This is a genomic window from Microbacterium sp. IEGM 1404, from assembly GCF_030056775.1.
Lineage (GTDB): Bacteria > Actinomycetota > Actinomycetes > Actinomycetales > Microbacteriaceae > Microbacterium.
Map to the genome: position 1 here is coordinate 919,886 of NZ_JASHKP010000002.1, position 23,979 is coordinate 943,864.

At 68.3% G+C, this 23,979-nt stretch carries 28 protein-coding genes, 1 tRNA gene and 1 pseudogene; 11 read left to right on the plus strand and 19 right to left on the minus strand.

Going from position 1 to position 23,979, the window contains the following annotated elements:
- The first annotated feature begins 93 nt into the window (after positions 1-93).
- Positions 94-1,476, plus strand: a complete 1,383-nt coding sequence (locus tag QM517_RS09975; RefSeq protein WP_283287087.1) for an MFS transporter — start codon at positions 94-96, stop codon at positions 1,474-1,476.
- 171 nt (positions 1,477-1,647) lie between these two features.
- On the opposite strand, the gene QM517_RS09980 is transcribed toward QM517_RS09975, so the two are convergent.
- A complete protein-coding gene (locus QM517_RS09980) occupies positions 1,648-2,163 on the minus strand; it encodes a MarR family winged helix-turn-helix transcriptional regulator (RefSeq protein WP_283287088.1) in 516 nt (171 codons plus the stop codon).
- 111 nt (positions 2,164-2,274) lie between these two features.
- On the opposite strand from QM517_RS09980, the gene QM517_RS09985 reads away from it, so the two are divergent.
- Positions 2,275-3,045 (plus strand): MarR family winged helix-turn-helix transcriptional regulator, encoded by a 771-nt coding sequence (locus tag QM517_RS09985; protein ID WP_283287089.1) that lies wholly within the window; start codon positions 2,275-2,277, stop codon positions 3,043-3,045.
- Between the two features lie 201 nt (positions 3,046-3,246).
- Here QM517_RS09985 and dcd read toward each other — a convergent pair whose 3' ends face one another.
- Positions 3,247-3,852, minus strand: a complete 606-nt coding sequence (gene dcd, locus QM517_RS09990; protein ID WP_283287091.1) for a dCTP deaminase — start codon at positions 3,850-3,852, stop codon at positions 3,247-3,249.
- 181 nt (positions 3,853-4,033) lie between these two features.
- Here dcd and QM517_RS09995 point away from each other — a divergent pair.
- The 3 genes from QM517_RS09995 (at position 4,034) to QM517_RS10005 (ending at position 5,952) form a co-directional block, all read left to right on the plus strand.
- Positions 4,034-4,107, plus strand: a tRNA-Gly gene (locus tag QM517_RS09995).
- A gap of 244 nt (positions 4,108-4,351) precedes the next feature.
- Complete coding sequence (locus tag QM517_RS10000) at positions 4,352-5,080, plus strand: hypothetical protein (protein WP_283287093.1); 729 nt, start codon at positions 4,352-4,354, stop codon at positions 5,078-5,080.
- Complete coding sequence (locus QM517_RS10005) at positions 5,077-5,952, plus strand: DNA-processing protein DprA (protein ID WP_283287095.1); 876 nt, start codon at positions 5,077-5,079, stop codon at positions 5,950-5,952. Before QM517_RS10000 ends, QM517_RS10005 begins: the two co-directional genes overlap by 4 nt.
- Here the strand turns inward: QM517_RS10005 and QM517_RS10010 are convergent.
- From QM517_RS10010 to QM517_RS18785, 4 genes and pseudogenes are all read right to left on the minus strand, one after another.
- A complete protein-coding gene (locus QM517_RS10010) occupies positions 5,924-7,072 on the minus strand; it encodes a tyrosine-type recombinase/integrase (protein WP_283287097.1) in 1,149 nt (382 codons plus the stop codon). The two genes, QM517_RS10005 and QM517_RS10010, sit on opposite strands and share 29 nt — an antisense overlap.
- Before the next feature lie 148 nt (positions 7,073-7,220).
- The gene (locus QM517_RS10015; RefSeq protein WP_283287099.1) at positions 7,221-7,796 is read right to left on the minus strand and encodes a recombinase family protein; all 576 of its coding nucleotides are present in this window, start codon (positions 7,794-7,796) and stop codon (positions 7,221-7,223) included.
- A 491-nt stretch (positions 7,797-8,287) separates the two neighbouring features.
- A complete protein-coding gene (locus QM517_RS10020) occupies positions 8,288-8,443 on the minus strand; it encodes a hypothetical protein (RefSeq protein WP_156496150.1) in 156 nt (51 codons plus the stop codon).
- A gap of 288 nt (positions 8,444-8,731) precedes the next feature.
- Positions 8,732-8,833: pseudogene (locus QM517_RS18785) on the minus strand (DUF2510 domain-containing protein); the annotation flags it as partial.
- An 87-nt stretch (positions 8,834-8,920) separates the two neighbouring features.
- Between QM517_RS18785 and QM517_RS18790 the strand changes: the two are divergent.
- Positions 8,921-9,214, plus strand: a complete 294-nt coding sequence (locus QM517_RS18790; RefSeq protein ID WP_063259101.1) for a helix-turn-helix transcriptional regulator — start codon at positions 8,921-8,923, stop codon at positions 9,212-9,214.
- A 425-nt stretch (positions 9,215-9,639) separates the two neighbouring features.
- Positions 9,640-9,813, plus strand: coding sequence for a hypothetical protein (locus QM517_RS10025; protein WP_197462679.1), 174 nt, complete (start codon positions 9,640-9,642; stop codon positions 9,811-9,813).
- Positions 9,814-10,083: 270 nt separating this feature from the next.
- Here the strand turns inward: QM517_RS10025 and QM517_RS10030 are convergent, their stop codons facing one another.
- The 5 genes from QM517_RS10030 to QM517_RS10050 all read right to left on the minus strand — a co-directional run bounded on the left by QM517_RS10030 (position 10,084) and on the right by QM517_RS10050 (position 12,674).
- Positions 10,084-10,431: a hypothetical protein gene (locus QM517_RS10030; protein WP_283287104.1), complete on the minus strand. Its 348-nt coding sequence runs from the start codon at positions 10,429-10,431 to the stop codon at positions 10,084-10,086.
- Positions 10,432-10,472: 41 nt separating this feature from the next.
- Entirely contained in the window at positions 10,473-10,955 is a 483-nt protein-coding gene (locus QM517_RS10035) for a hypothetical protein (RefSeq protein ID WP_283287105.1), read from the minus strand.
- A 15-nt stretch (positions 10,956-10,970) separates the two neighbouring features.
- Positions 10,971-11,573 (minus strand): hypothetical protein, encoded by a 603-nt coding sequence (locus QM517_RS10040; protein ID WP_283287107.1) that lies wholly within the window; start codon positions 11,571-11,573, stop codon positions 10,971-10,973.
- A gap of 337 nt (positions 11,574-11,910) precedes the next feature.
- The gene (locus QM517_RS10045) at positions 11,911-12,183 is read right to left on the minus strand and encodes a hypothetical protein (protein ID WP_283287108.1); all 273 of its coding nucleotides are present in this window, start codon (positions 12,181-12,183) and stop codon (positions 11,911-11,913) included.
- 275 nt (positions 12,184-12,458) lie between these two features.
- A complete protein-coding gene (locus QM517_RS10050; RefSeq protein WP_283287110.1) occupies positions 12,459-12,674 on the minus strand; it encodes a helix-turn-helix domain-containing protein in 216 nt (71 codons plus the stop codon).
- 243 nt (positions 12,675-12,917) lie between these two features.
- Between QM517_RS10050 and QM517_RS10055 the strand changes: the two genes are divergently transcribed.
- Entirely contained in the window at positions 12,918-13,598 is a 681-nt protein-coding gene (locus QM517_RS10055; RefSeq protein ID WP_283287111.1) for an SGNH/GDSL hydrolase family protein, read from the plus strand.
- Positions 13,599-13,622: 24 nt separating this feature from the next.
- Here the strand turns inward: QM517_RS10055 and QM517_RS10060 are convergent, their stop codons facing one another.
- The 5 genes from QM517_RS10060 to QM517_RS10080 are packed head-to-tail and all read right to left on the minus strand — an operon-like array spanning position 13,623 to position 20,019.
- Positions 13,623-14,885 (minus strand): metal-dependent hydrolase family protein, encoded by a 1,263-nt coding sequence (locus QM517_RS10060; RefSeq protein WP_283287112.1) that lies wholly within the window; start codon positions 14,883-14,885, stop codon positions 13,623-13,625.
- Complete coding sequence (locus QM517_RS10065) at positions 14,885-15,682, minus strand: ABC transporter ATP-binding protein (protein ID WP_283287114.1); 798 nt, start codon at positions 15,680-15,682, stop codon at positions 14,885-14,887. The genes QM517_RS10060 and QM517_RS10065 overlap by 1 nt, the downstream gene beginning before the upstream one ends.
- Positions 15,679-17,376, minus strand: a complete 1,698-nt coding sequence (locus tag QM517_RS10070) for a dipeptide/oligopeptide/nickel ABC transporter permease/ATP-binding protein (RefSeq protein ID WP_283287116.1) — start codon at positions 17,374-17,376, stop codon at positions 15,679-15,681. The genes QM517_RS10065 and QM517_RS10070 overlap by 4 nt, the downstream gene beginning before the upstream one ends.
- Positions 17,363-18,391, minus strand: coding sequence for an ABC transporter permease (locus QM517_RS10075; RefSeq protein WP_283287118.1), 1,029 nt, complete (start codon positions 18,389-18,391; stop codon positions 17,363-17,365). Before QM517_RS10075 ends, QM517_RS10070 begins: the two co-directional genes overlap by 14 nt.
- Before the next feature lie 17 nt (positions 18,392-18,408).
- Complete coding sequence (locus tag QM517_RS10080; protein ID WP_283287120.1) at positions 18,409-20,019, minus strand: ABC transporter substrate-binding protein; 1,611 nt, start codon at positions 20,017-20,019, stop codon at positions 18,409-18,411.
- Between the two features lie 76 nt (positions 20,020-20,095).
- On the opposite strand from QM517_RS10080, the gene QM517_RS10085 reads away from it, so the two are divergent.
- The 3 genes from QM517_RS10085 to QM517_RS10095 all read left to right on the plus strand — a co-directional run bounded on the left by QM517_RS10085 (position 20,096) and on the right by QM517_RS10095 (position 22,719).
- Entirely contained in the window at positions 20,096-21,118 is a 1,023-nt protein-coding gene (locus tag QM517_RS10085) for an Lrp/AsnC family transcriptional regulator (protein ID WP_283287122.1), read from the plus strand.
- 115 nt (positions 21,119-21,233) lie between these two features.
- Complete coding sequence (locus QM517_RS10090) at positions 21,234-21,542, plus strand: helix-turn-helix domain-containing protein (protein ID WP_283287124.1); 309 nt, start codon at positions 21,234-21,236, stop codon at positions 21,540-21,542.
- Positions 21,535-22,719 (plus strand): type II toxin-antitoxin system HipA family toxin, encoded by a 1,185-nt coding sequence (locus QM517_RS10095; protein WP_283287125.1) that lies wholly within the window; start codon positions 21,535-21,537, stop codon positions 22,717-22,719. The genes QM517_RS10090 and QM517_RS10095 overlap by 8 nt, the downstream gene beginning before the upstream one ends.
- Positions 22,720-22,735: 16 nt before the next feature.
- Here the strand turns inward: QM517_RS10095 and QM517_RS10100 are convergent, their stop codons facing one another.
- From QM517_RS10100 to QM517_RS10110, 3 genes are all read right to left on the minus strand, one after another.
- Positions 22,736-23,176 (minus strand): BLUF domain-containing protein, encoded by a 441-nt coding sequence (locus tag QM517_RS10100; protein WP_283287126.1) that lies wholly within the window; start codon positions 23,174-23,176, stop codon positions 22,736-22,738.
- Complete coding sequence (locus tag QM517_RS10105; protein WP_283287127.1) at positions 23,176-23,457, minus strand: hypothetical protein; 282 nt, start codon at positions 23,455-23,457, stop codon at positions 23,176-23,178. Before QM517_RS10105 ends, QM517_RS10100 begins: the two co-directional genes overlap by 1 nt.
- Positions 23,458-23,541: 84 nt before the next feature.
- The gene (locus QM517_RS10110; RefSeq protein ID WP_283287129.1) at positions 23,542-23,931 is read right to left on the minus strand and encodes an ester cyclase; all 390 of its coding nucleotides are present in this window, start codon (positions 23,929-23,931) and stop codon (positions 23,542-23,544) included.
- Positions 23,932-23,979 lie beyond the last annotated feature (48 nt).

Consider the following 23,979-nt stretch of genomic DNA (forward strand, 5'->3'; position numbering starts at 1 on the left):
GCACGAGGGTCTACCCTGAGCCCACGCGCCGCCGACGGCGCGTCCGCGCCGAACGTCTCCGCGCGTTCACCGAAGGGTCCTAGCGTGAGCGACATGTCCACTCCCGGCGCCGCCCCCGCGGCATCCCTCCCCTCCACCGACGGCAAGCGCCCCGTCCTGGCCTGGGCGCTGTGGGACTGGGGTTCGGCGGCGTTCAACGCGGTCGTCACGACCTTCGTCTTCAGCACCTACCTGTCGAGCTCGCTGTTCGTGGACCCCGCGATCGTCGCGGCCGCCGGCGACGACGACCGCAACCCCGCGCTGGTGAAGGCGCTGGCCGAGAACGCGAGCCTCGTCGGCACCGCGCTGATGATCGCGGGCATCGCGGTCGCGCTCCTCGCCCCGGTGCTCGGTCAGCGCAGCGACGGCTCGGGTCGGCGCAAGCTCTGGCTCGCCGTCAACACCGGCGTCATCGTGCTGGCGATGGCGGCGATGGTGTTCGTCGAGGGCACTCCGCAGTACCTGATCCTCGGGGCGACGCTGCTGGCCGTCGGCAACGTCTTCTTCGAGTTCGCGAGCGTCAACTACTACGCGATGCTGTCGCAGGTCTCCACGCGCGAGAACATCGGCCGCGTCTCGGGCTTCGGCTGGGGCATGGGTTACGTCGGCGGGATCGTGCTCCTCCTCCTGCTGCTGATCCTGTTCATCCAGGGGTTCGGGAACCCGGATGCCGCGGGCCTGCTCGCCGTGCCGAAGGACGGCGGCCTCAACGTGCGGCTGGCGGTGCTGGCATCCGCGGTGTGGTTCGCGGCGTTCGCGATCCCGGTGCTCGTGCGCGTGCCCGAGATCCCGGCGCAGAACCGGAAGGTGCGGGTGGGCTTCTTCCAGTCGTACGTGCTGCTGTGGGGGACGCTGCGCTCGCTCTGGCGCGACAGCCGCCCGGTGCTGCTGTTCCTCATCGCCAGCGCGATCTTCCGCGACGGCCTGGCCGGCGTGTTCACGTTCGGCGCGATCATCGCGGCGCAGGTGTTCGGGTTCTCGTCGACCGAGGTGCTGTATTTCGCCGTCGCCGCGAACGTCGTCGCCGGCATCAGCACGATGTTCGCCGGACGCCTCGACGACCGCTTCGGCCCGAAACGCGTCATCGTCGTCTCGCTCGCCGGACTCATCGTGCTGGGCTGCGCGATGCTGCTGATCGGCACCTCGCAACCGCTGTTCTGGGTCGTGGGCCTCGGCCTCGGACTCTTCGTCGGCCCCGTCCAGTCGGCGAGCCGCACCTATCTCTCGCGGGCGACGCCGGAGGGCCGCGAGGGTGAGATCTTCGGCCTCTACGCCACGACCGGCCGCGCGGTGTCGTTCCTCGCGCCCGGGCTGTTCGCGCTGTTCGTCGGACTCACCGGCGACACCCGCCTCGGCATCGTGGGGATCGTGCTGATCCTCGCCGTGGGCCTGGCGCTGATGATTCCCGTGCAGAACCGCGGCGCCGAGATCCGCTGACACGCGGCCTGCGGGCGGCCTGGGTTTGGGCGTCGGCTTCGGCGTCGGCGTCGGCGTCGGCGTCGGCGTCGGCGCCACGAGAACAGGCCATGCGCCGAGAACAGGGCGATTCCGTCGAGATCGGCCTGTTCCGGCGGCATCCCCTGTTCTGGTGTCTGGGATGCCGCGGCGTCAGTCCTGCGGCCAGGCGTCGGCGAATTTCGCCAGGAGGCGGGCGAAGTCGGCGCGCTCGGCGTCGGTGAAGGACTCGAGCGCGGAGCGCACGGCATCCCGCCGCCTCCCCCGGAGGCTCGAGACGAGGCGCTCGCCCTCGGCGGTGAGCCGCACGCGCGTGCGGCGGGCGTCGTCGGGGTCGGGCTCGCGCTCGACGAGGCGCATCTGCACGCCCTGCTGCACGAGGCGTGACGCGCGGGGCTGATCGACGCCGACCGCGTCAGCGATCCCGCTGACCGACAACGGACCGGATGCCGAGACGAGGGCGTCGAGCATCCGCAGGCGAGCGACGCCGGCGAACCGCCCCTGGCCGGGGTCGGCCCACGGCGGGCCGCCGTGGAACGGGTGCGGACCGTGGCCCCGGTGTTCGTGGGCGTGGGGGCCGCCGAAGCCTCCGGCGAACGGGGGGCGCGGCCGCCGACCGCGGAGTTTGGCGAGGGCAGCGGCGATCTCGTCGGCGGGGTCGGCGGTCATGGACTCGATTTTACATGTCGCTTGACAAGCATCCGGAATACATGTCACAGTACATCCGTTGTCACATGACATGTAACCGGCGGATCTCCCGCCACACGAAAGGACCACCCCATGAACACCTCCACACCTTTGGACCCCCGCAGCCTCGCCCATCGCCTCACCACGGTCGGGCACGCGCTGCACCACCGCCTGTTCGCGCAGCTGCGCGACAGCGACCTGCACCCCAAGACCGTCCTCGTACTGCGCGCGATCGACGGCCGCATCGACGCTCCCTGGATCGCCGAGCGCCTCGCCCGCGGCGGCAAGCGCGTCACCGCCCTCGCTGAGCGGGGGTGGATCGAGCGCACCGACGACGGCTGGTCTCTGACCACCGAGGGTCGCGAGATCCTCGACCGCCTGGATGCCGACCGCTCGGCGCTCCTCGCCGACGTCCCCGCCGAAGAGCTCGAACGTCTCGTCGCCGCCCTCAACACGGTGTCGGCGGCGCTCGGCCTCGACGACTCGGACGCGGCGCCGTTCGGCCCCCGCGGACGCGGGGGTCGCGGCCCCGGCATGCGCGGCTTCGGCCCGTTCGGGCGCGGCTTCGGCCCGGGCTTCGGCCCCGGCTTCGGCCCCGGCCCGCGCGGCCCCCGCCCCGACGCGGACGGCTTCGGCCCCCGCGAGCGCGGCACCGAAGAGCACGACCGTCCCCACCACGGACGCGGATGCGACCCCCGCCACGGCGGGCACGCGCACCACGGACGGCACGGGCACGACGACCGGGGCCACCGGGCGGCGCAGCGCGCCTACGAGCGCGGCTTCGACGCCGGGTTCAGCCGCGGCCGCGAAGGTTCGGCATCCGCTGAGCCCGCGGCATCCGGTGAGCCCTCGGCATCCGAGTGAACCGGCGGCATCCGGTCAGCCCGCGGCATCCGCGTGATCGGCGATAAACGCCCTCCGCGACGAGAAACACGTGGACGTCGCGTTTCTGCGCGGGAATCGCGTTTATCGCCGCGCACGGCGCCGCGCGCACTAACCGCGCCGCGCCAACACGACAGAACAGCCCCGTCGAGGTCACCTCGACGGGGCTGTTCTGCGTGCGGTTCAGCGTCCGGCGGAGCCGGCGTCGGTCGTGCCGACGTTCGTGCGGTGGAAGTTCAGAGCCGAGCGCGAGGCCGTCGGGCCGCGCTGGCCCTGGTAGCGGTTGCCGTAGGGCCCCGAACCGTACGGGTTCTCGGCGGGGGAGGTCAGGCGGAAGTAGCAGACCTGCCCGATCTTCATGCCCGGCCAGAGCTTGATCGGCAGGGTCGCGACGTTGGAGAGCTCGAGCGTGACGTGCCCCGAGAATCCCGGGTCGATGAATCCGGCGGTCGAGTGGGTGAGCAGCCCCAGGCGTCCGAGCGACGACTTGCCCTCGAGACGCGCGGCGACGTCGTCCGGCAGCGTGACGCGCTCGAATGTCGAGCCCAGCGCGAACTCGCCCGGGTGCAGGATGAACGGCTCGTCCGGCTCGACCTCGATGAGACGCGTGAGCTCGGGCTGATCCTCGGCGGGGTCGATGAACGGGTACTTGTGGTTGTCGAACAGCCGGAAGTACCGGTCGAGGCGCACGTCGACGCTCGACGGCTGCACCATGGCCGGATCGAAGGGGTCGAGCCCCAGGCGTCCGTCGGCGAGTTCGGCTCGGATGTCGCGGTCGGAGAGCAGCACGCGCCCAGCCTAGGGCGTGGGGTCGGCGCGCACCGTCGAGAGCACACGTTCCGTGCGAACGCACACGTCCCGTGCGACCCCGACGTGTGCTCTCGCACGGATCGTGTGCGCTCGACGCCGAACCCCGACCCGGATGCCACGGAAGACGCTGTTATGCTGGCGGAAGTGCCTCACGGCGCTCGGGGCTGTAGTTCAATGGCAGAACTTCTGCTTCCCAAGCAGACAGCGCGGGTTCGATTCCCGTCAGCCCCTCCAGTACCTCTTCCCAGCTCTCTCTAGAGGAGACCGCCCGGCGGGCGGCGTCTGACAGGCCGCGTGCCATTAGCGTGCCAGATCCGGCAGAGCCGATCCGGGCCCGTGTCGGACGTTCGATGTAACCTTCGCGAAAAGGCTCAACGATGCCGCCCGGGGGGGAACCATGTCGATCTTTAGTATTGACCGCCACAGCTACAAGTGGGACACGCGAGGGTCGAAGCTCGAAAGGTATGAGCTTCGCGACGTGAGCACGGGCCAGGTGCTCGTCGTCGAGTGCCCGCCGTGGATTGCAGAGCAGATCGACATGACCTACGGCCACCTCGGTCGTAGTGGCCCACTTAAGGAAGAGACTGCGAAGAAGTACAGCCACGGCTGGGGTTTCGCGGGCGAAGCCCCCGACGGAGTCGAGGACTTTCTGGAGATGCTCACACTTGTCCTGAGCATCCCGAATCCCGAACACGTGGATCTCACCATCGCCCTCGACTGGTACTACCAGCCGGACGACGAGGACGAGCTGAAGCGCACGACGGCGGGGTATTGGATCAACACAACGAAGCACGCGTCGCAGCCGACGTGGAGCAACTCCATGAACTCGCGGCGCCTGATGATCAAGGCCCTCGTGCTCTTCATCAATACTCACCCGCTGTACCGCAATGCAACGGCCATCATCACGGCACCGGGCCACAAGGCCGACGGGCAGAGCTTTGGCGAAGTCCTGGCGCGCGAGGTGGCGGCCAAGGTCGGCATTCCCTTCGTTGAGACAACCTCCCCCGGCCCGCGCGCACAGCAGAAGGAATCGCCGCAGGACCTTACCGACATGTTCACCGTCCAGGGACAACTCAGCGGAGATGTGATCGTGTTGGACGACGTATTTCACACAGGGGGCAGCGCCTCGGGCGCCGCCGCCGCAGCCAAGAGAGCCGGTGCCGACCGGGTATTCGCGCTCACGGTAGCTAGAACAATCAGGCGATGACAGTCGACGTATCCGTTCACACACTCGAGCTCGCTCTGGCGGCCTTCGAGCAGATTCGCACGCCCGCGCGCATCACTGGTGCGCTCCGTTCCGATGGGCTCGACGCGTTCGCCAAGGCATTCGAGTCCATGAGCGAGGAGTCGCGCATGGACGTACAGCGGAAGGCGATCGCGCTTCGCAACGACGGGATTGGTGTCGTCATCTTCGGGCAGGAGGACTTTCCTACCGCGCTCGTTCAAGATGGCAAGCCGCTCATGCCCGTCATCTTCTACAAGGGCAACAAGGCGCTGCTCTATGAGGACGGCGTCGGCATGTGCGGATCTCGTAACGTCAGCGCCGCTGGCCTGAACGCGGCCGACAAGTGCGGTGCGACTGTGAGCAGCATGGGCCTCACAGTGGTGTCGGGTTACGCCAAGGGCGTCGACACTGCAACGCACTTGGCGGCGCTCAAGAACGGCGGCAACACTGTCATCGTGCTCGCTGAGGGCTTCGACTACTTCCGTATCAAGCGCGACTTCGCGAAGGACTTCGACCTCAGCAGGACACTGGTTCTCTCGCAGTTCGCACCTAGCCAGACTTGGCAGGCACATGCCGCAATGGCCCGAAACGCCATCATCTACGGTCTGTCCAAGTCGCTACTTGTAATTGAAGCCGGGGAGCGTGGCGGAACGCTCGCGGCGGGCGAAGGCGCACTGAACCTGGGGCGCCCCGTGTTCGTTGTCGACTTCGGCGATCAGACGCCGGAAGGCAATCGCATCCTTCTGAGGAAGGGGGCTCACCCCGTCAGGACCTCGGCTCAGCTGGGGGAAGCGCTGAGCACTGTTCCTCCGCTGGCCCCGCAGATCACGTCCGAGCCGCCCGCTCTGTTCTGAGCGCGCGCGTGGACCGGTCCTTCGAGAGCGCGCGCGCAAATGCGTCGGACGCCGATCGCTTCATTGACTCCGCGCGGTGCTGGTAATTGAGAGAGGCGACTGAGGTCGAGTGTCCCGCTCGCGCCATCAGTTCCTTGATGGGCAAGCCCTCGTAGGACAGAACCGTCAACCCGGTGTGGCGCATGTCGTGGAACCAGGCCCCGGGCAGTCCTGCCTCCTCGCGCGCCCGCGCCCAGGCTCTGGCAACGTGCCACTCCCGCATCTCCGACCCATCAGCCCGAACGAAGACCCGAGCGCTCTCACCTCGACGCATGGACCCGAGGAGCTCGATCGTCTCGTCGTCAAGCGTGATGGTTCGGGTTCGCTTCGATTTGGTTGGCACCTCCGAGCCGTTGGCCGCGAGGGTACGCCGAATGAAAAGGGTGCCGGCCTCCAGGTCGACGTTGCTCCATCGAAGCGCGAGCAACTCCCCACGCCGCGCCTGTGTGTGGAGCGCCACGTCTGCAATCGCCCTCTCGGGCGCAGGCATGAGAGCGATGATCGACTCCGCCTGGGACAGGGAGAGCAGCGGGCGCTCCTCGTACGTGTTGGCGCTCCCAGCTCCGCGAACCCGACACGGGTTCTTACGAATCAACTCCTCCTCGACTGCCATCGCCAGGACGGTGTGGAGGAGCGAGTACACCGCCCTCGAATGCGAAGGGCTATGCGGGAGTTGGGCGTGCCAACGCTTGACCGCAGGCAGAGTGATCGCGTCGAGCCGGAGGTGACCGAATGCGGGAAGAATGTAGTTTCGGAACTGGCCGTCCGAGAGCACGCGGGTAGAGGGCTTTACCGGGGCACCGTCGCGGGTGCGTCGAACGAGGTTGAAGTGTTCGACATAGGCGGCAAGCGTAGGGACGCGCTTCGGATCGACCCAAGCGCCGTCTTCGACTTCGACCCGCGTCCGGTTCAGGGCAGACTCAGCCTCCGTGCGCGTCGCGAACGTGCCCTTGATCGCCCGCAACGTACCGTCCTCGGGCGAGGTATAGCGGGCAAGGAAGCGACCGGAGGGGAGTTGCTTCACATTCCCCCATTTGCGGCGGGCTCGGCGCGTTCCTTTGGCGACCAGCTCTGTGGTCATTCGTGCTCCTCCTTCGAGGGCGCGGCTTTCGCACCCCTTGTCTGTACAGGTGAGCGGGGTCGAGCGTCCGCCTTGGCGAACGATTCACAGGCTGCGTTTACCCGGCGCTACCTTGTGGTCGCTTCGCTTCCCCGCTTGAGCGCCCGGTTCAGTGGGCGAGGGTCTTGGCGGTGTCGAAGGCCCGGTAGACGGTGGCGCGGCTGACCTTGAGCGTCGCTGCGATCTCAGAGGGCGTGAAACCTGCTTCGCGGAGGGACCAGGCTTGGCGGACCTTCGCCTCATCCAGTGCTCGGGGGCGTCCGGTCTGCTTGCCGCGTAGGCGGGCTGCCTCTCGGGCCGCCTCGGCTCGTTCTCGGATGAGGGCGCGCTCGTATTCGGCGAGGCTGGCGAAGATTCCGGCGAGCATTCGACCGACGGGCTGGGTGAAGTCGACTCCCTCGCGTAGCGAGCGAATCAGGATGCCCCTGGCCTGTAGCTCCTCAATGGTGAGGATGACGTGCGTCATGGAGCGGCCCAGGCGGTCGAGTGCGACAACGGTGATGGTGTCGCCCTCTCGGGCGTACTCAAGGAGGGCTTTCAAGCCGGGACGGTCTGAGCGTGCGCCGCTCATCACGTCTTCGAAGATCCGGGTGACTCCGGCCGCTTCGAGGGCGTCGCGCTGCTGGTCGGTGGTCTGCTTGCTCGTGCTGACTCGGACGTAGCCGATGCTCTGGTGGTTGCTCACGTCCAATTATACCCTAGGGGGGTATCAGAAGTCAGGAAAACCCCAGATGAGACGGCAATACTTTGGATACAGGATTTAGATACGCGGGTGCACCTCGGACGGTTGCGAGAAAGGCCGATGACGGCCGTTCTCAAAAGCAAGGATTAGGACGCCCGCATTAGTACGGTCCACGGGATAGAAGCGCGACCATCGCCAAAGTCACGACCAGCGCCGCCCCAGCTAGGCCGGCTACTACCAACCAGGAGACGAGAGCGGCCCCAAGGCCGGGACCCCAACGACCGAATGGGCCTCGAATGGCTGGCACCCATACTGGAAGCTGCGATCGGCCAGACCCCACAAGAACCCATGCGCGGCGACATTCGTCGCACCGCCAGACTGTGCCGAAGGGCTCGCCGTCGGGAGCATTGCAGCGATGAGCCGGCGGACGAGCGGGTTCTGGCCTCTGAATCACTCCCACAGGCGCACGGTAACGACTGGGGGTTAACACGAAGTCACCGATAGTTCGCGTCCTCGACCAAGCGACGGAGCCTGACAACGTCGACCACCCACCAGGGGAATACGACCAGCGGAGCGACGACGACGAGGAAGAGGAGTTCCTCGATCTCGAACGTGACCACCAGGAACGGAATCAGCCAGATAGCGAGCATCAGTAGGCCCGTTCCGATCCGACCGAGATACATGCGGTGCGAGCCCATCATGAAGGGCACGAGAATCGCAGCGGCGGCGAAGGCCCATGCGCTATTCAGAGTCTTGACCTTGGGGGGCAGAGAGGGACGGGGCCCCTCCGGACCCTCGTGCCAGAAGGCCTGAGATCCCTGCGCCGGCGTTCCTGGGACCGCACGCGGGGCCGGTGGGGCGGGCGGCGAGAGGTAGGCCTGCGTCTGCGGATGCGGCGCACTCACCGACGTGCGAGCTTGGGGCAGGGGTGGCTTGGGAGCAACCGGCCCCCAGGTGGAACCATCCCACCAGCGAAGCGTGTCTGGCTGCTCGGGATTCAGGTACCAGCCTTCGGGAGGACCTGGTGTTACGCCTGACATGAGGCTCCTTCGGATCAGGATGACTAGACATCATTTCTGATGACTAGACATAACACAGCGGGGCCCGGGTGTCAGTTGAGTGAATAGGTGCCAAGCGATGGTCCGATTCCCGAACCCGACCTCGCTGCACTTCGCGTTCATCTAGCTCAGCTACGACGCAGCCGCGGCATGTCCTACGACGCTCTCGCAGCCGCTGCCGGGGTGGGTCGCGCAACGCTGGTGGCGTTGGAGTCGGGCAAGCCGAGGATTGGCCCAGGCAGAGACCCGAACAGAGCCGCCACGAGCGGCACATTGATCACTTGGTACCGGCTCGCGATGGCCCTCGAAGTCGACCTCGGCGAGCTACTCAAGCCGATCTATGGAACCGGTGAGGGCCGATAAACGTATTGGAAGCACCCCGCGACACGCCGAAGACACGCCGAGCCAGGTTAATTTTTGGCGATGGGGTCGGCTGACGTCGATCCTGTGGATAACTTCGCGGATCCCAGGCGAGAGAAGGGATCGGGGATGGCGAAGCTGTGAGCGAAGTCGTGGAGAAGTTGTGGAGAACCCGTCTGGGTCATGACCCGAATCACACGAGTGTAACTTCGGTGCCCACTTGTAGCTCTTAACGACAGACCTCGCCGGTAAGCTTTCTCGTACCGAAGCACGACAACCCCGATAGCCGGGGGAACCGGGTTCGGGGTCGAAGGCACCAATACTGTCCAGGTGATGGTTCTTCTACCCTAATACCACCACATGCAGGCGGGTCAATCGACGCGCCGTGGAGGTTCTTGGTGCTCGGCCAAGCAAGAAAGGGTAGTCATATGACCACTCGCAAGCCCAGTTTCCGACCCGGCCAGAGCGTCCCGCAGAGCGGGATCTACGGCCAGTTCCAGGGTGGGCGCCTCACGAACGAGGTGACCAGCGTCCAGGGTGAGCCGTTTCCTCCGGGACAGCGGCCTGGAACGACCTACCAGATCATCCGTCCGACGCGGTAGGTGACGATCATGACGCGCTACATGACGCTCACGTGCCCCCACTGTCGGCGGACCTTCGGCCCGTTCTCTCCTTCGTACCGGCCCGGACTCATCCGGTGTCGGTGCGGGAACGTCGTTCGGCTGACCTGATCTGTTCATAGAGAGAAGAAGGGTGCATCGCCTCCTGGGTGGTGCACCCTTCTTCTATTTCTGCGAAGCGGGGAGCGGCGGCTGGCCTGCGGAGGGCAAAAGGCCAGCCGCCGCTCGAGGAGCTCCTGTCTCCTCTGTCCTTCACTCCGGGATGCCGGTGCCGGGGTGAAGGGGTGGGGGTGCCTCACCGCGGAAGATGCGGGTGAGGACGTGTAGCGGCATGATGGCGTAGCTGTCTTCGACGGGGTACCCGCGCCGGTTCATGATGGCGACGGCCCAGTCGCTCCCGGCCGCGCGGGCGGCGTCGGTGACGTCGGTGACGATCTCGGAGAGCTTTTCGCCGCTCGCAGAGGTGCGGACGTGCACGATCCACGGTGCGAGCCCGGCGATATCTGTGTGGGCGTCCGTGTCGGCAAGGAGGGCGCGGTAGGGCGATTGCTCGTCGTCGGGGACGAGGACTCGGAGATGGCTTTGGAGAAGGTTGATCATCACCTTGAGGCGAAAGGCCTCATTGGTGGAGCGGTTGTTGGTCACTCGGCGTCTCCTGGCAGGTAGCCGAGGTGCCGGCTTGTCTGGGGCGGGGAACCGTACTTGCGGTACAGAGCAGCTCGCGCCTCGTTCCGCCCCTCCTCGGTCGGTAGCTTCCAGGCCTCGGCCCACTCGCGGGCGATCAGGTCGGCTTCCTCCGGTGAGCCGGCCTGGACGCGAGGGAGAGCGTCGGGCCAGGGTCCGCGCGCGTAGCGCACCTTCCCCCACCGCTCGATCTGCGCGTAGGTGTCATCGATGAGGTCGAGCCAGCTCTGCCCGTTGCGGTCCTTGGACAGCTCGTAGATCGCGGCGGTGATCTGTAGCTCGTCACCGAACTCGAACGTGTGTCCCCGCATACCCGTGAGCAGCACGGTCTTGGAGGAGAAGAAGTGCACCGTGAAGGGGAACTCGTGCGGTGCGCTCAGGGTGAGGGGTTCGACGATGGGTGTCGTGCGGAGGGGCGGGAGGTCGTCGGGGTGAATCATGTCTGCTCCTTGGGGTCAGGCGCGCTGGCGGGCGCGGATGCGCTGTTCGAGGTCGTTGGCGACGCGGTGCCCGCCTTCTTCGCGGATCGCGACGGCGAGGAATTCAAGGTCGTTGCCCAGCCCGGCGGCACCAGCTCGCAGAGCACCTCGCACAGTGGCTGTGACCTCGTTCAACATCTGCTCGGCCTCGTGGATGTCGACGCCGAGAGAGGACGCGACTTCGTCTAGCGCCGAGGCCCGGATCTCGATCTCTCGCATTGCACTTTCGAGGGAGCCGTGCTCGGCGGCCACGTCAGCGGCGGCCACCACCTGCGATGCCAGCTTGAGTAGATCAGCCGCGTAGGCCGCGACGGACGGTGCGGACCCGGTGGAGGCGGGCGCGTCCGGTGCGGGGGCGGCCGGGATCGGCGCGGCCTGCGACACCGACGGCACCGACGTGATGAGCGGCTCCGCCGAGAGCACCAGTCCCATGTGGTCCCGCACGTGAAGGTGCGCCGCGTCCAGACTGAACGGCGTATCCGCCGCGACCGTCTCGACGTTCTCGCCCTGCCAGATCCGCTGCTCCCAGACCACGGCCCGGGTGTGGACGCACCAGGGGCAGTTGTTTCTGCGCTGCATCTCAGTCCTTTCCTCACTGGGAACTACGGCAGCGCGGCGCCGGGACCCCGGAAGCCCGCGGGCGGGACGCTCAGGGCTCGGAGGGACTATGGCTCTCTCTCAGGTATCACCCCCGCAGCCGACACATGTCTCATCGGCTGGAGCACGTAGCAACCCCTCCGGACACGCCGAAAACCGGCAAATCAGCTGGTCATACTCACGTGTAACGACGCGTCCGGAGGCGTCTAAGGCGAACTAGGTACGCGCCGGGGGTAGGGCCGCTCAGTACGTGCGCGCTAGGCCAAACTCCGCAGCACCGCCATCACGTGTTCAGCGACCGTGACCATTCCTTCCGCGTTTATTTCCACTCCTCCCAGGGACACTGTTCGCAGGGCCGCCCCCAGCACGAAAGAAAGCGAGCCTCTTCGCCCGTGCTCAGAAGGCAATCCTTGGATGCGTGGCCGCGATTGTTGGCCTGCATCTTCGGCGTGGCCCACCGCAAGTTCCAGTGGTAATAGCCCCGGTCGTTATCGATCCGATCGATGCTCCAGCCTCGGCCCTGGGGACGCGGTCCGATCGTGTTCTCTATGTCCTCGATGAAGATCGTCACGTCGTGCCAGCGCGGATCCATGTCGATCTCATGCTCGACATACTCGCGGCGGTAACCGACTCGCCGCCTCATGTCCTTCCAGTGGTTGTAGAGCGGGTGATACGAGAGCCCATGGGTTTGCCGGTTCTTCCGATTGATGGCCGCTCGCTCCTCCGTCGTCAGACGCGGCGTTCCTCTCCGGGTAAGGGATGGGGGCTCCTCCTCGGTAGGCTGCCCCCCGCCCCCTGCTCCCGGCGATTTCTTGGCCGGAGCAGCCTTCTGCCGCCCCTCCCAAGCCTTTCCGTCGGCCGCGCCTTTCACAGCGCCTCCCGCCGCTGCTGCTCGATGTATTGGGCGAGGTCAGCAGGATGGATCCGGACGGACCTTCCGATCCGGATGATTGCGATCTTTCGATCGCGGATCAACCGACGAATCGTTACGACAGAGAGCCCGTTCAGGATCTGCGAGACGTCGTTGACGGTGAGTAGAGTCACAAGCGAATCGGGCGTGAGTGCCCGCGGTGTCGTTTCCATACTTGTACTACTCGCGAACGCGGGTTCCGTACGCCTCAGCCACCAGTTCGCGGGCGAGGCATGCCAGATCGTGTGCCATTCGTGCCATCTGCATGGCCACTACGGCCGATACCTGATGATCGCTGGAGACAACTCATGATGCAGACGTCACCTGGGCCGGAGCCGCGTGCACCGCTCATCGTGCGATACGCTCCCGAATTCCCAAGCAGACAGCGCGGGTTCGATTCCCGTCAGCCCCTCCACATGCATCGCGTGCTCGGCATCCTTCTCAGTGCATTGCTCGCGCTCGGCCTCACGGCGTGCGGGCCGTCCGCGCAGCCGGAGCCCACGACGGAGCCCGGTGGGACCACCGTCGCGTTCTACGGCGACTCGTACACCCGCGGCACGGGCGCGAGTTCGTCCGACAGGCGCTGGTCCACGATCATCTGCGCGGAGCGCGGCTGGACCGAGATCAACCGCAGCGAGAACGGCCTGGGATTCGTCAACCGGCGCGCGAGCATGGGGCCGGGGCTCGATGACATCCCCGCCCAGATCATCCGCGACGACCCCGACATCGTGTTCGTCACCATGGGACTCAACGACAACTTCAGCTACGACGGCGCCGCCGCCGAGATCCGGGCGACGATCGACAGCGACCTCGACCGGCTGCGCCAGGGCCTTCCCGGCGCGCGCATCGTCGTGGTCGAACCGTTCTGGTACACCGCCGACCGGCCGGCATCCGTCGACGTCATCATCGGGTGGGTGCGCGACGCGGCCGAGCGGATCGGCGCTGACCACATCCCCGGGGCGAGCCACTGGCTCGACGGGCACTACGCCGACGACGCGGACAGCTGGATGGCCGGCGACGGACTCCACCCCGACGACGTCGGCTACGCCCGGATCGCCGAGCGGATGGATGCCGAGCTCCAGGCGCTCGGCCTCTGAAACGGCCGCGGCGCGAGCGGGCCGTCAGGCCCCGACCGGCACGCGCTCGGAAACGAGGAGATCCTTGACGATCCGGCCCGCCTTGGCCACGACGACCACGTTCTCGGGGGAGCCCAGTGCGGACATGTCCGCCAGCGGGTCGACGTCGGCGACGACGAAGTCGGCGATCTTGCCGGCTTCGAGCGTGCCCAGTCGGTCGTCGACGCGAAGGAGCTCGGCCGCGTGCGCCGTGCCCGCGCGCAACGCGTCCATCGGCGACATCCCGAGCTCGACGAGGTGCGAGAGCTCGGCGAGGTTGCGCCCGTGCGCGCAGATCCCCGAGTCGGTGCCCATGGCGAAGCGCGCCCCCCGCTCGATGGCGCGGGCGATGTTCACGCGCGTGATCTCGACCCAGCGCACCTTCTTCTCGTAGTGGAACGGCCGCATGCGCTCCTTCACGAGCGGCGTGAAGACGGTCGAGAGCGTCGGCACGAGGAACGTGCCGTTCTCACCGGCCAGGTCGATCCCCTCGTCGTCGATGCCGTAGGCGTGCTCGACGCTGTCGACGCCGCCGCGCAGCGCCGCGAGGATGCCGGCGGTTCCCTGCGCGTGCGCGGCGATGGGCCGACCGCCATGACGGTCGACCTCGTCGCGGATGGCGCGGATCTCGTCCGCCGTGATCCCCTCGTCGGTCGGCTGGTCGTGAGGACTGGACATCCCGCCCGTCGTGCAGACCTTGATGACGTCCGCACCGTCGCGCAGCAGTCGGCGGGTGGCCGTCCGCACCTCGTCGACGGTGTCGGCGATCTCGTCGGCCGCGGAGACGTGGTACTTCACGTGACCGCCGGGAAGGTGGAAGTCGGAGTGCCCTCCCGTGTGACTCATGATGCGGACGGCCGTGTGCAGGCGCGGCCCCGCCACGAGCCCCTGCTCGACCGCGGCCTTGTGGCCCAGGGTCAGCCCGGCGAGGTCGCGTGCCGTGGTCACCCCCGCGTGGAGGGTCTGCTCGAGTCGCCGCCCGGTCTCGAACACCACCTGCACCGGGTCGGTGGTGAGGTCGTGGAAGGGGCCGTTGCCGGCGTCGAAGCCGAGGTGCACGTGCGCATCGATGAAGCCGGGCAGGAGCGTGCGTCCCCCGAGGTCGCGCGTGACCGTCGCCGCAACGACGGGCGCGTGGGCGGCGGGGCCCGCGAAGAGGATGCGTCCGTCCTCGTCGACGTGCAACTCGGCGTCGGGCACCGGGCCCGCACCGGTGCCGTCGATCAGCCGGGCACCGGTCAGGCGGAGGGAGACGGAGGAGATCGTCATCAGTGGATCCTTTCGAGGGCGGTCTCGAGCGTGAAGTCGGGGGAACCGGGGACGGATGCCAGCAGCTCGCGGGTATAGGGATGCCGCGGTGCCGCGAAGACTTCGCGGACGGGCCCGCTCTCGACGACGTCGCCGGCGCGCATGACCGCGACCTCGTCGCACACGACGTTGACCACCGCGAGGTTGTGGGAGATGAACAGCATCGTCAGCCCCAGGTCGCGTCGGAGTTCCGCGAGCAGGCGCAGCACCTCGGCCTGCACCGAGACGTCCAGTGCCGACGTGACCTCGTCCGCGACGAGGACGCGCGGCTCCACGGCGAGGCCGCGCGCGATGGCGATGCGCTGACGCTGACCCCCGGAGAACTCGTGGGGGTGACGCCCGACGGCGTCGCGCGGGATGCGCACGCGATCCAGCAGTTCGTCGATCCGTGCGCGCGAACCTCGCACCGACGGGCGGACGGGGTCGATCGCCTCGGCGAGGGCCTGGCCAATGGTCCGGCGGGGATTCAGCGACGAGTACGGGTCCTGCGGAATCAGCTGGACGCTCCGGTGCAGCCTCCGGCGGCTCGCGCGATCGGCCGCGCCGACATCGATGCCCGCCACCTCCACGACACCCGACGTGGGGGCGACGGAGCCGACGAGCACTTTGGCGAGCGTCGATTTGCCCGAGCCGGACTCGCCGACGAGACCGACGGCGGAGCCGGGTGCAACGTCGAGATCGACGCCGTGCAGCACTTCGGTACGACCGAACGAGACGCGCAGGTCCCGCGCGCGGACGATGGAGCCGACATCCGTCATGCGGACACCTCCGGGCGGGCGACATCGAACGCAGGGTCGGCCTCGAGCAGGCTTCGCGTGTAGGGGTGGCGGGCGTGCTCCAGGTCGAGATGTCCGGCCGACAGCTCCTCGACGATCTCGCCGTCTTTCATCACGAGCACGCGGTGGCAGAGGGCGCGCACCACGGCGATGTCATGGGAGATGAACAGCAGTGCGCACCCGTTCTCGATGCTCACCCGGCGGAGCTCCCGCAGGATCTCGCGCTGAACGGTCACATCGAGGGCCGTCGTCGGCTCGTCGGCGATGATCAGTTCGGGCGTGACGGTGAGGGCGGACGAGAGCATCGCCCGCTGCCGCATCCCCCCGGACCACTCATGAGGACGTTGGCGCATGCGCCGCGGCGCGTCGGAGACCCGCACCGCCTCCAGGGCTTCCCTCACGGCGGAGTCGGCCTGCGAGCGGCTTCGGCCGAAGTGGGCGCGAAGAACCTGACCCAGTTGAGCGCCCATCCGCAGAGCCGGGTTGAAGGTCGTTCCCGGATCCTGGTACACCAGCGCGATCGCCCGTGCCATGACCGCGGGCGGCTGCCGCCGGAGCAGGTCCTTCTCCCCCAGCGTGAGCCGCCGGGCACTCGCTTCCAGACCGTCGGGGAGGAGGCGGGCCACGGTCAGGGCGGTGAGCGACTTGCCCGACCCCGACTCCCCGACGATGCCGAGCATCTCGCCTCGCCCGATGCTGAACGAGACGCCCTTGACCAGCGCGACGCCGTCCGCGCGCGAGACCACGACGTTCTCGGCGTGCAACAGCGCGTCGCCGGGCGCGTGCAGCTCGGTCGGCCGCACGGGACGGACACGACGCGGCACGGATCGGCGCGGATCCGCGCGAGCGGCGAGGCCGTCGCCGATGAGCATGGCCGCGACACCGGCGAGCACGATGAGCGCCGCGGGACCGACCACCTGGTACGCGCGACCCGCCAGGAGCGAGGGAAGCGCCTCGTTCAGAAGCTTGCCGTAGTCGTAGGCGGGCGATTGGACGCCGAGCCCGACGAAGGACAACGCGGAGATGGCCGTCAACGACGCGGCGAAGGTGGAGGCCGTCAGCACCAGGATCGGCTCCGCGATGTTCGGCAGGACGTGTCGGCGCAGGACGGCGAGCGGCGGTGCACCGAGCAGCCGGGCGGTCTCGACGTAGTCGCGATGCAGGACGGATCCGGCGAGGTTGGCGGCGAGCCGGGCGAAGTACGGGATGCCGGAGACCCCGATCGCGACGACGGCCGAGGGGGCGCTCGCACCGAGGATCGCGGCGACGACGAGAGCGAGCAGAAGGCCCGGGAAGGCGACGAGGCTGTCGATCGCGCGCAGGGCGAGCTCCCGCGGCCGTCCGGGCAGGAGCTGCACGACTCCGCCGAACACCACGCCCCCGACGACGGCGATGAGGGTGGCCCCCGCGGTCATCAGCAGCGTGAGACGGGTCGCCACCAGGCTTCGGGCGAACATGTCGTGCCCCACGGCATCCGTCCCCAGCCAGTGCTCGGGGCTCGGTGGCTGCGACCGCGCACCCAGGGCATCGGCTTGGCTCTGGAGAACGAGGGGAGCGACCACGGCGATGATCAGCAGAATCGTGGCGAGCACGAGCCCGGCGAGGAGTCCGGCGCTGCCGGCACGTCGCCCGGGGGCGCTGCGCGGCGTGGATGCGACAGGGTCAGGAATCTGCATGACGTCCTCCGAGGGTGCGCGGGTCGACGATGCCGAGCAGGACGTCGACGAGCAGGTTGACCAGAGCGGCGACGAGGCCGATGACGAGCACCATCCCCTGGATGACGGGGAAGTCGCGGTTCAGGATGGCCTGGATGATGCCGGTACCGAGGCCCGGAAGCGCGAAGACGCTCTCGATGACGAGGGCGCCCCCGAGCATGCCGCCCAGGATCAGGCCGCTCAGGGTCAGGGTCGAGGTGAGCAGGTTCGGGAGCGCGTTGCGGAGGTACAGCGCGGCGGTGCCCAGACGCCAGCCGCGCGCGGTGCGCATGTAGTCCTCGGCCAGCGCCACCGCCGTCTCCCGGCGCACGAGACGCGACACCATGCAGATCGGCCCGACCGAGAGGGCGAGCACGGGGAGGACGAGCGAGGCGACCGGGGCCGAGGCGAGGTATGCCGGCGGGAGAAGCCACAGGACACCCACCCCGGTGCCGAGGAGCACGACCAGGAGCGTCGCTAAAATATAGCCGGGGAGCGAGTCGAGCAGACCCGTGACCGCACCGAAGCCCGTGTCGAGCCAGGAACGTCGTCCACCCCGGGTGAGCACACCGATCGTCAGACCGAGGGGGATCGAGACGAGCAGCACGAGGACGATGCTCGACAGCGCTATCGCCGCGGTGAAGGGGAGGCGCGCGGCGATCAGCTCCGCGACCGGGCGCCCGTACATGAACGACTGTCCGAGATCGCCCTGGAGGAGTCCGCCGACGTATACGGCGAACTGCTCCCACACCGGCAGGTCGAGTCGCAGCCGCGAGCGGAGCGCCTCGATCTGCGCGGTCGTCGCGTCGGGACCGGCCAGTGCCACGGCGGGGTCGCCGGGGATGAGCTGGACGATGAGGAAGGACACCACGACCAGCACAGCGATGGTCGCCGCCAGGCCCGCCCCGCGGCGTACGGCGAACCCGATCCAGGGTGAGGTCGCGGTCCGACGTGGCGACGGCGCTGTGGCCGGCCGAGCGTGCGCGAGCTGTGCCACGGTGTCCTCCCCCGCCGTCACTTGGTGATGCGCATCGTCGACACGTCGAGGTAGTCACCGAAGGCGCGGATGCTGAATCCATCGGCCATGAAGACGATCCCGGGCGTGCTCACCAGCGGTACGGCGTCGACGCGCTGGAGGATGCTCTCCTGCGCCTCGCCCAGCGCGGCGCACTTCTCGGTGTCGTCGGTGGCGCTCATCGCCCGCAGCAGGGCCGCGTAGCCCGCGTCATTCGCCGCGCCCGTCTTCGAGCGGCCGCCCTCCTCCGTCACCGGACCCATCGCCCGCAGCAGCGACGAGGGCAGCGTGCCCATGATGTTCACGTCGCCCTGCAGCGTCATGTCCCAATCCGACCCGCCCGCACCGGTGGTGGAGGACCAGGTGGCGTTGTCCAGCGCGTTCACCTCGACCGTCGCCCCCTGCGCGCGCAGAACCTCGGCGATGTAGTCGTTGGCCGCGCCGAACCCGGTGGTCCCGATGAGGCGGATGGTGACGCCCGACAGTGTGCCCGTGGCATCCGCGTCGTACACGATCGCGTCCGCCGGGTCGTCGACGACACAGGCCAGGGCGTTCGAGGCAAGCGTGTGCAGCACCTCGCCGCGTCCGTTCGTCACGACGTCGTTGACCGCGCTGGGGTCGATGGCACGGGCCACGGCGAGGCGCAGATCGCGGTTGTCGGCGAAGATCGTGCCGGGGCGCTCGTTGAAGACGAGGTAGCTCGTGGAGTTGGTGTACGTGACCGAACGGAATCCGCTCGCGCCCTCCATGCGGTCCACGGCGTCACCGAAGACCGGTGCGAGGTCGAGCGCTCCCGCCATGAGCTGCGTGGCCACGGTGGCGTCGTCCGCGATGGGCGTGAGCACGACCGTGCCGGCCGGGCGGCCCTCGAGAGGCGTCGCGAACTCCGGCCACTGGTTGTAGCCCTCGCGCAACGCGAAGGTGTACGACACCGCGGGCTGCGCCGCGGCGAGGGTGTACGGGCCTGTGGTCGCTCCGGCGACCGTCCCCGCCGCGAGTCCGTCGAGATCCGCCAGGCCGGGAGCGCACACGATGCCGGCCTGCGGCAGGCTGACCCCCACGGGGAGGTCCGACCAGGGCTCGGATAGCGACACCGTCACCGTACCGGCCGTGTCATCCGCGGTGACCGTCGCCGTCCCGGCGCCGATGGCCAGGCTGCGCGCCGACGAACCCGTCTCGGGGTCCAGGAATCGCGCGAGGGACGCGGCGACCGCATCGGGGGTGAGGGGCGATCCGTCGGAGCAGGTCGCGTCATCGCGCAGCGTGAAGACGTAGTTGCTCGCGTCGACGGCCTCCCACGAGCTCGCGAGCCCGCCCACGAGCACGTTGCCGTCGTCGCGGCGCAGGAGGGTGTCGTAGAGCAGCCGCGCCGTCGTGTAGTCGTCGGTGGCGCGCGAGAGCGCCGGGTCGAAGGTGCTCGGATCGGTGAGCAACGTGGTGCGGATGGTATCCACGTCGCTGCCGCCACCGTTCACCTCCCCGCCGGCCGCGCAGCCGGCGGTCGCGAGCACGCCCACCACGGCCAGGGTGGATGCGAGAAGACGATGCGATCGCGCCACGATTCCTCCAAATTGGATACAAGAATTAGTTTTCGGGATACTTTCGTCCATGATGCGGCATCCGCGCGAATCGGTGACCCCATCGACCAAGACCGCACGAATCGTTCGATCGGAAGGAACCGAGCGCATGGATATCCCCGAGCTCGACGCGCTGGATTACCGCATTGTTAACGCGCTCCAGCTGCACCCGCGCGCCTCGTGGGCCGAGCTGTCGGGAATCCTGTCGTCGGATGCGAGCACGCTGTCGCGCCGCTGGAGCCGCCTGGCCGACTGCGGAGCGGTGTGGTCGAGCTGCTTCTACATGCCGCTCGAGCGACGGAGGCGGCAGCCCCTCGCGTTCGTCGAGGTGCTCTGCCACCCGGCCGGGCTCGACGAGACCGTCGACGCCCTCGCGGTGATCCCCGAGGTCTTCAGCGTGCACGGCACCTCGGGCGACCGGCAGGTCTACGTCACCGTCGGAGCGGCCTCCCTCGCGGAGATCGATCAGTGCGTGCGCACGCGCATCGCCACCGTGCCCGGTGTCGCGACCACGCGCGCGCACTATGTCCGACGGGTCTTCCAAGAAGGCGGGCAGTGGCGCCTCGGTGTGCTCACCGACGCGCAGACCGCGGCGATCGTCGCCCGACGACCACAGCCCGCGTCCGACCTCGCGGCGGAGCCGACCCCGGAGGAATGGAGCGTGCTCGAAGCGCTGGCCGAGGACGTCCGCCGTCCACTCGCCCAGATCCGGGAACGCACCGGCGGCTCACTGGCGGCGGTGTCCCGACGGGTCACGACGCTGCTGGGCGCGGACTGGGCGCATTGGCGCATCGACGTCGCCCACCGCGCGCTCGGTTACGAATGCGCGGTGATGCTGTGGGTGCGCGCTCCCCAGGAGAATCTCGAGCAGATCGCCACGTCCTTCCGGCTCCTGCCGGAATCGCGCCTCATCGCTTCGGTCACCGGACCGGCGAACCTCGCGATCTCCCTCTGGCTGCGGGACCTGGCCGACCTCGACGACCTGGAACAGCGCGTGGCCAAGGTCTACCCCCAGCTGTCGTTCACGGACGTGTGGGTCGTCCCCCGGGTCTACAAGCGCGCGGGCCATGTCCTCGACGCGAACGGGATGCAGGCGCGGCACGTGCCCTTCCGCGAGAACGGCGGGGACTGAGATCCGGCGGCGGAGCGGACTGCCTCAGTGGCACCGCACACCGACGCCGTTTACGGTCTGCAATGACAATTCTTAAAGCCTTTTGGATCTGCAAGCATCGAACTAACATCAGTTCATGTCTACTCCGACTCCGACCCCGGTCACACGCGGCCTGCGAACGATCGGACAGAACGTGGCCGATCAACGGAAACTGATGAATCTCACGGCCAAGATGGTCGCCGAGCGGGCAGGGGTCAGCCCTCAGACGATCAGCAAGCTCGAGAACGGCGAGGGCACGACGCTCGAGATCGCCTTGCGCGTGCTGCGCGTCCTCGGCCTGCTGGATGCCGTCGTCACCGCGACCGATCCCTTCCAGACTCCGCGCGGACGGCTGATGGCCGACGAGAAGCTGCCGCAACGGGTGCGAGTCCGCGGCGATGCCTGACAGCTACACGGTGACGACGACGCTCGGACGGGAAGAGGTCGTCGCCGGGACCCTGTACCGGGCACGCACGTCGGGGACGTTCGTCTACGACACCGACTACCTGCGCCGCCGCGACGCCTTCGCTCTCGTTCCCGCTCTCGGGCTGTTCCCGGGCCCGCAGAGCCTCGGGCCGCCGAACCCGTTCAGCGACTCCGCACCCGACACCTGGGGACGAAAGGTGCAGAATCGAGCCGCGGGCCGGCGCCTCGACGACCTCACACTCATGCTGGGAGTGAACGACGAGGGACGCCAGGGCGCGACACGCTTCTGGCGCGACGGGACGGCCGTCGCCGACGGCGACGGGGTGCCCGCCGAGGCGGACCTCTCCGACATCATCCAGGTTGCCGACCAGATCGAACGCGACGATCCGGACATCGACGAGGTCGCACTGCGGCGCCTGTTCCGGGCGACCGGCTCCCTGGGCGGGGCACGGCCCAAGGCCAATGTCCGACTCGGCGACGAGTTGTGGCTCGCGAAGTTCCCCAAACCTCGCGGCGATGACTGGAATGTCATGGCTTGGGAGGCATCCATGCTCGACGCGATGGGCCGCTGGGGGATCGACGTTCCCGCTCGGAGAACGAAACAGATCACTGTGGAGGGCACCGTCCGGACGATCCTGTTCCTGCGTCGGTTCGATCGGGGGGCCGGCGGGACCCGGATCCCCTACATCTCGGCGATGACGGCGCTCGAGGCCCAGGACGGCGACGGGGGTGATTGGCTCGACCTCACCGATTTCGCGCGCGCCCACGGCGCGGACGTCCGGCAGTTGTGGCGGCGCGCGATCTTCGGCGTCCTGGTCGGCAACCTCGACGATCACCTGCGCAACCACGGCTTCCTCCGTCGAGGGGGCGGTTGGGCGCTCTCACCCGCATTCGACGTGAACCCCGAACCCCTCGGCCACGGAGATGATCATGAGCTCGCTTTGTTCGGCACCACGACCCTGGACGTCAGCGCCTTCCTCACGAAGGAGGCCCTCTCCATGTTCGGGCTGAGCGCCGCCGAGGCTCGAACTCACCTCGCCGCGCTCGTCCCCCTTCTGGGTGCCCTGCCGCGGTCCGCCGAGCATCACGGTGCCGACGCGCGAAGCGTTCGGCTCATGCAGACCCGCCTCGACGCGGCTGCGGCCCGGCTCGGGTGAGGTCGCGGAGGAACCCCTAGGCCGCGCGCCGGCCCGACCGCACCCGGAACCACAGCGTCAGCTCGGCGAGCGCCCGCGCGGTCACCGTGGCATCCCCGGAGTCCAGGTCGTCGAAGCTGTCGCGGAACCCCTCCGGCGGTGCCGACGCCGACGTTCCGAGCGGTTCGTAGCCCATCGTCCAGTCGGGGAACCGGCGTTCCTCGACGGGCTCGGACACCAGGATCCGCACGTCGCGGTGACGGGGGTCACGACGGATGCGGTCGATGGCATCCCGGACCGCCGATTCGGGACCCTCGAGCACCTGCAGGAATCGGCCGCTGCGGTAGAGCAGCAGACCCGACAGGTCGGTGCCGACGTTGGCGACGCGGCTGGACTCCAGCAGCCGGGCGAGCTCGTCGTCACCGAACGGGGCGACGGCGCTGCTCGAGTAGGTCAGCGAGAACAGGTCGTCCGTCATCACTGCATCACCGACCCGGGGAAGACGTCGGGGACCTGGCGCAACTCGATCTCGGGCACGGCGTTCGTGGCATCCGCGTGCGCTTGGGCGACGGCCGCCATCCCGGCGACCAGTCCGGGGAAGCGGCCGACGAGACGCGAGCGTCCGTTGTAGGCCAGATAGCTGCCGTCAGCTTCGCGGTCGATGTACCCGAGGAAGACCCCGCTCGCACTGGCGACGTGGAATCCGTCCTCCACCCGCGCCCACACGACACCCGCACCGGGTCGATCGTCACCAGTCATGCGCGCTTCCTTCCGCCCCGGCAGGGTCCCCCTCCGAAAGTACACATGCCCGAAAGGCGCTCCAGCCGCTTGACAGGAGGACGGTCAGAGCACTGCGGCGAGGATCGCCTCGGCGTCGTCGGTTCCGGATGCCTCGACGATGCGCCCGCGCGCGAGCCGGTACATCGCGAACGAGGCGATGCTGACGCGGCGACGCGTCGCCGACACGTGCCGGAAGATCCCGGTGTGCGCGCCGCTCCCCCGCAGGTGGACGGCGAGGCGATCCTCCTCGACGACGATCTGGATGCGGCGCCACTGCCAATCCGGGAAGCCGCGCACCAGGTCGGCGTATTCGTCGAGCCACGCATCCGCCCCGGCGGGGAGGTGCGCGCGGCGCACGTCGGGGGCGAGGAACTCCCGCAGCGCCTCCGCGTCGTGGCGGTTCAGCGCGTCGAGGAACTCCTGGAACCACTCGCGCGTCTCCCAGGCCTCCACCCGCCCCATTATCCCCGCGCGTGAGTCGCCAGGATTTGTCGCCTCGGC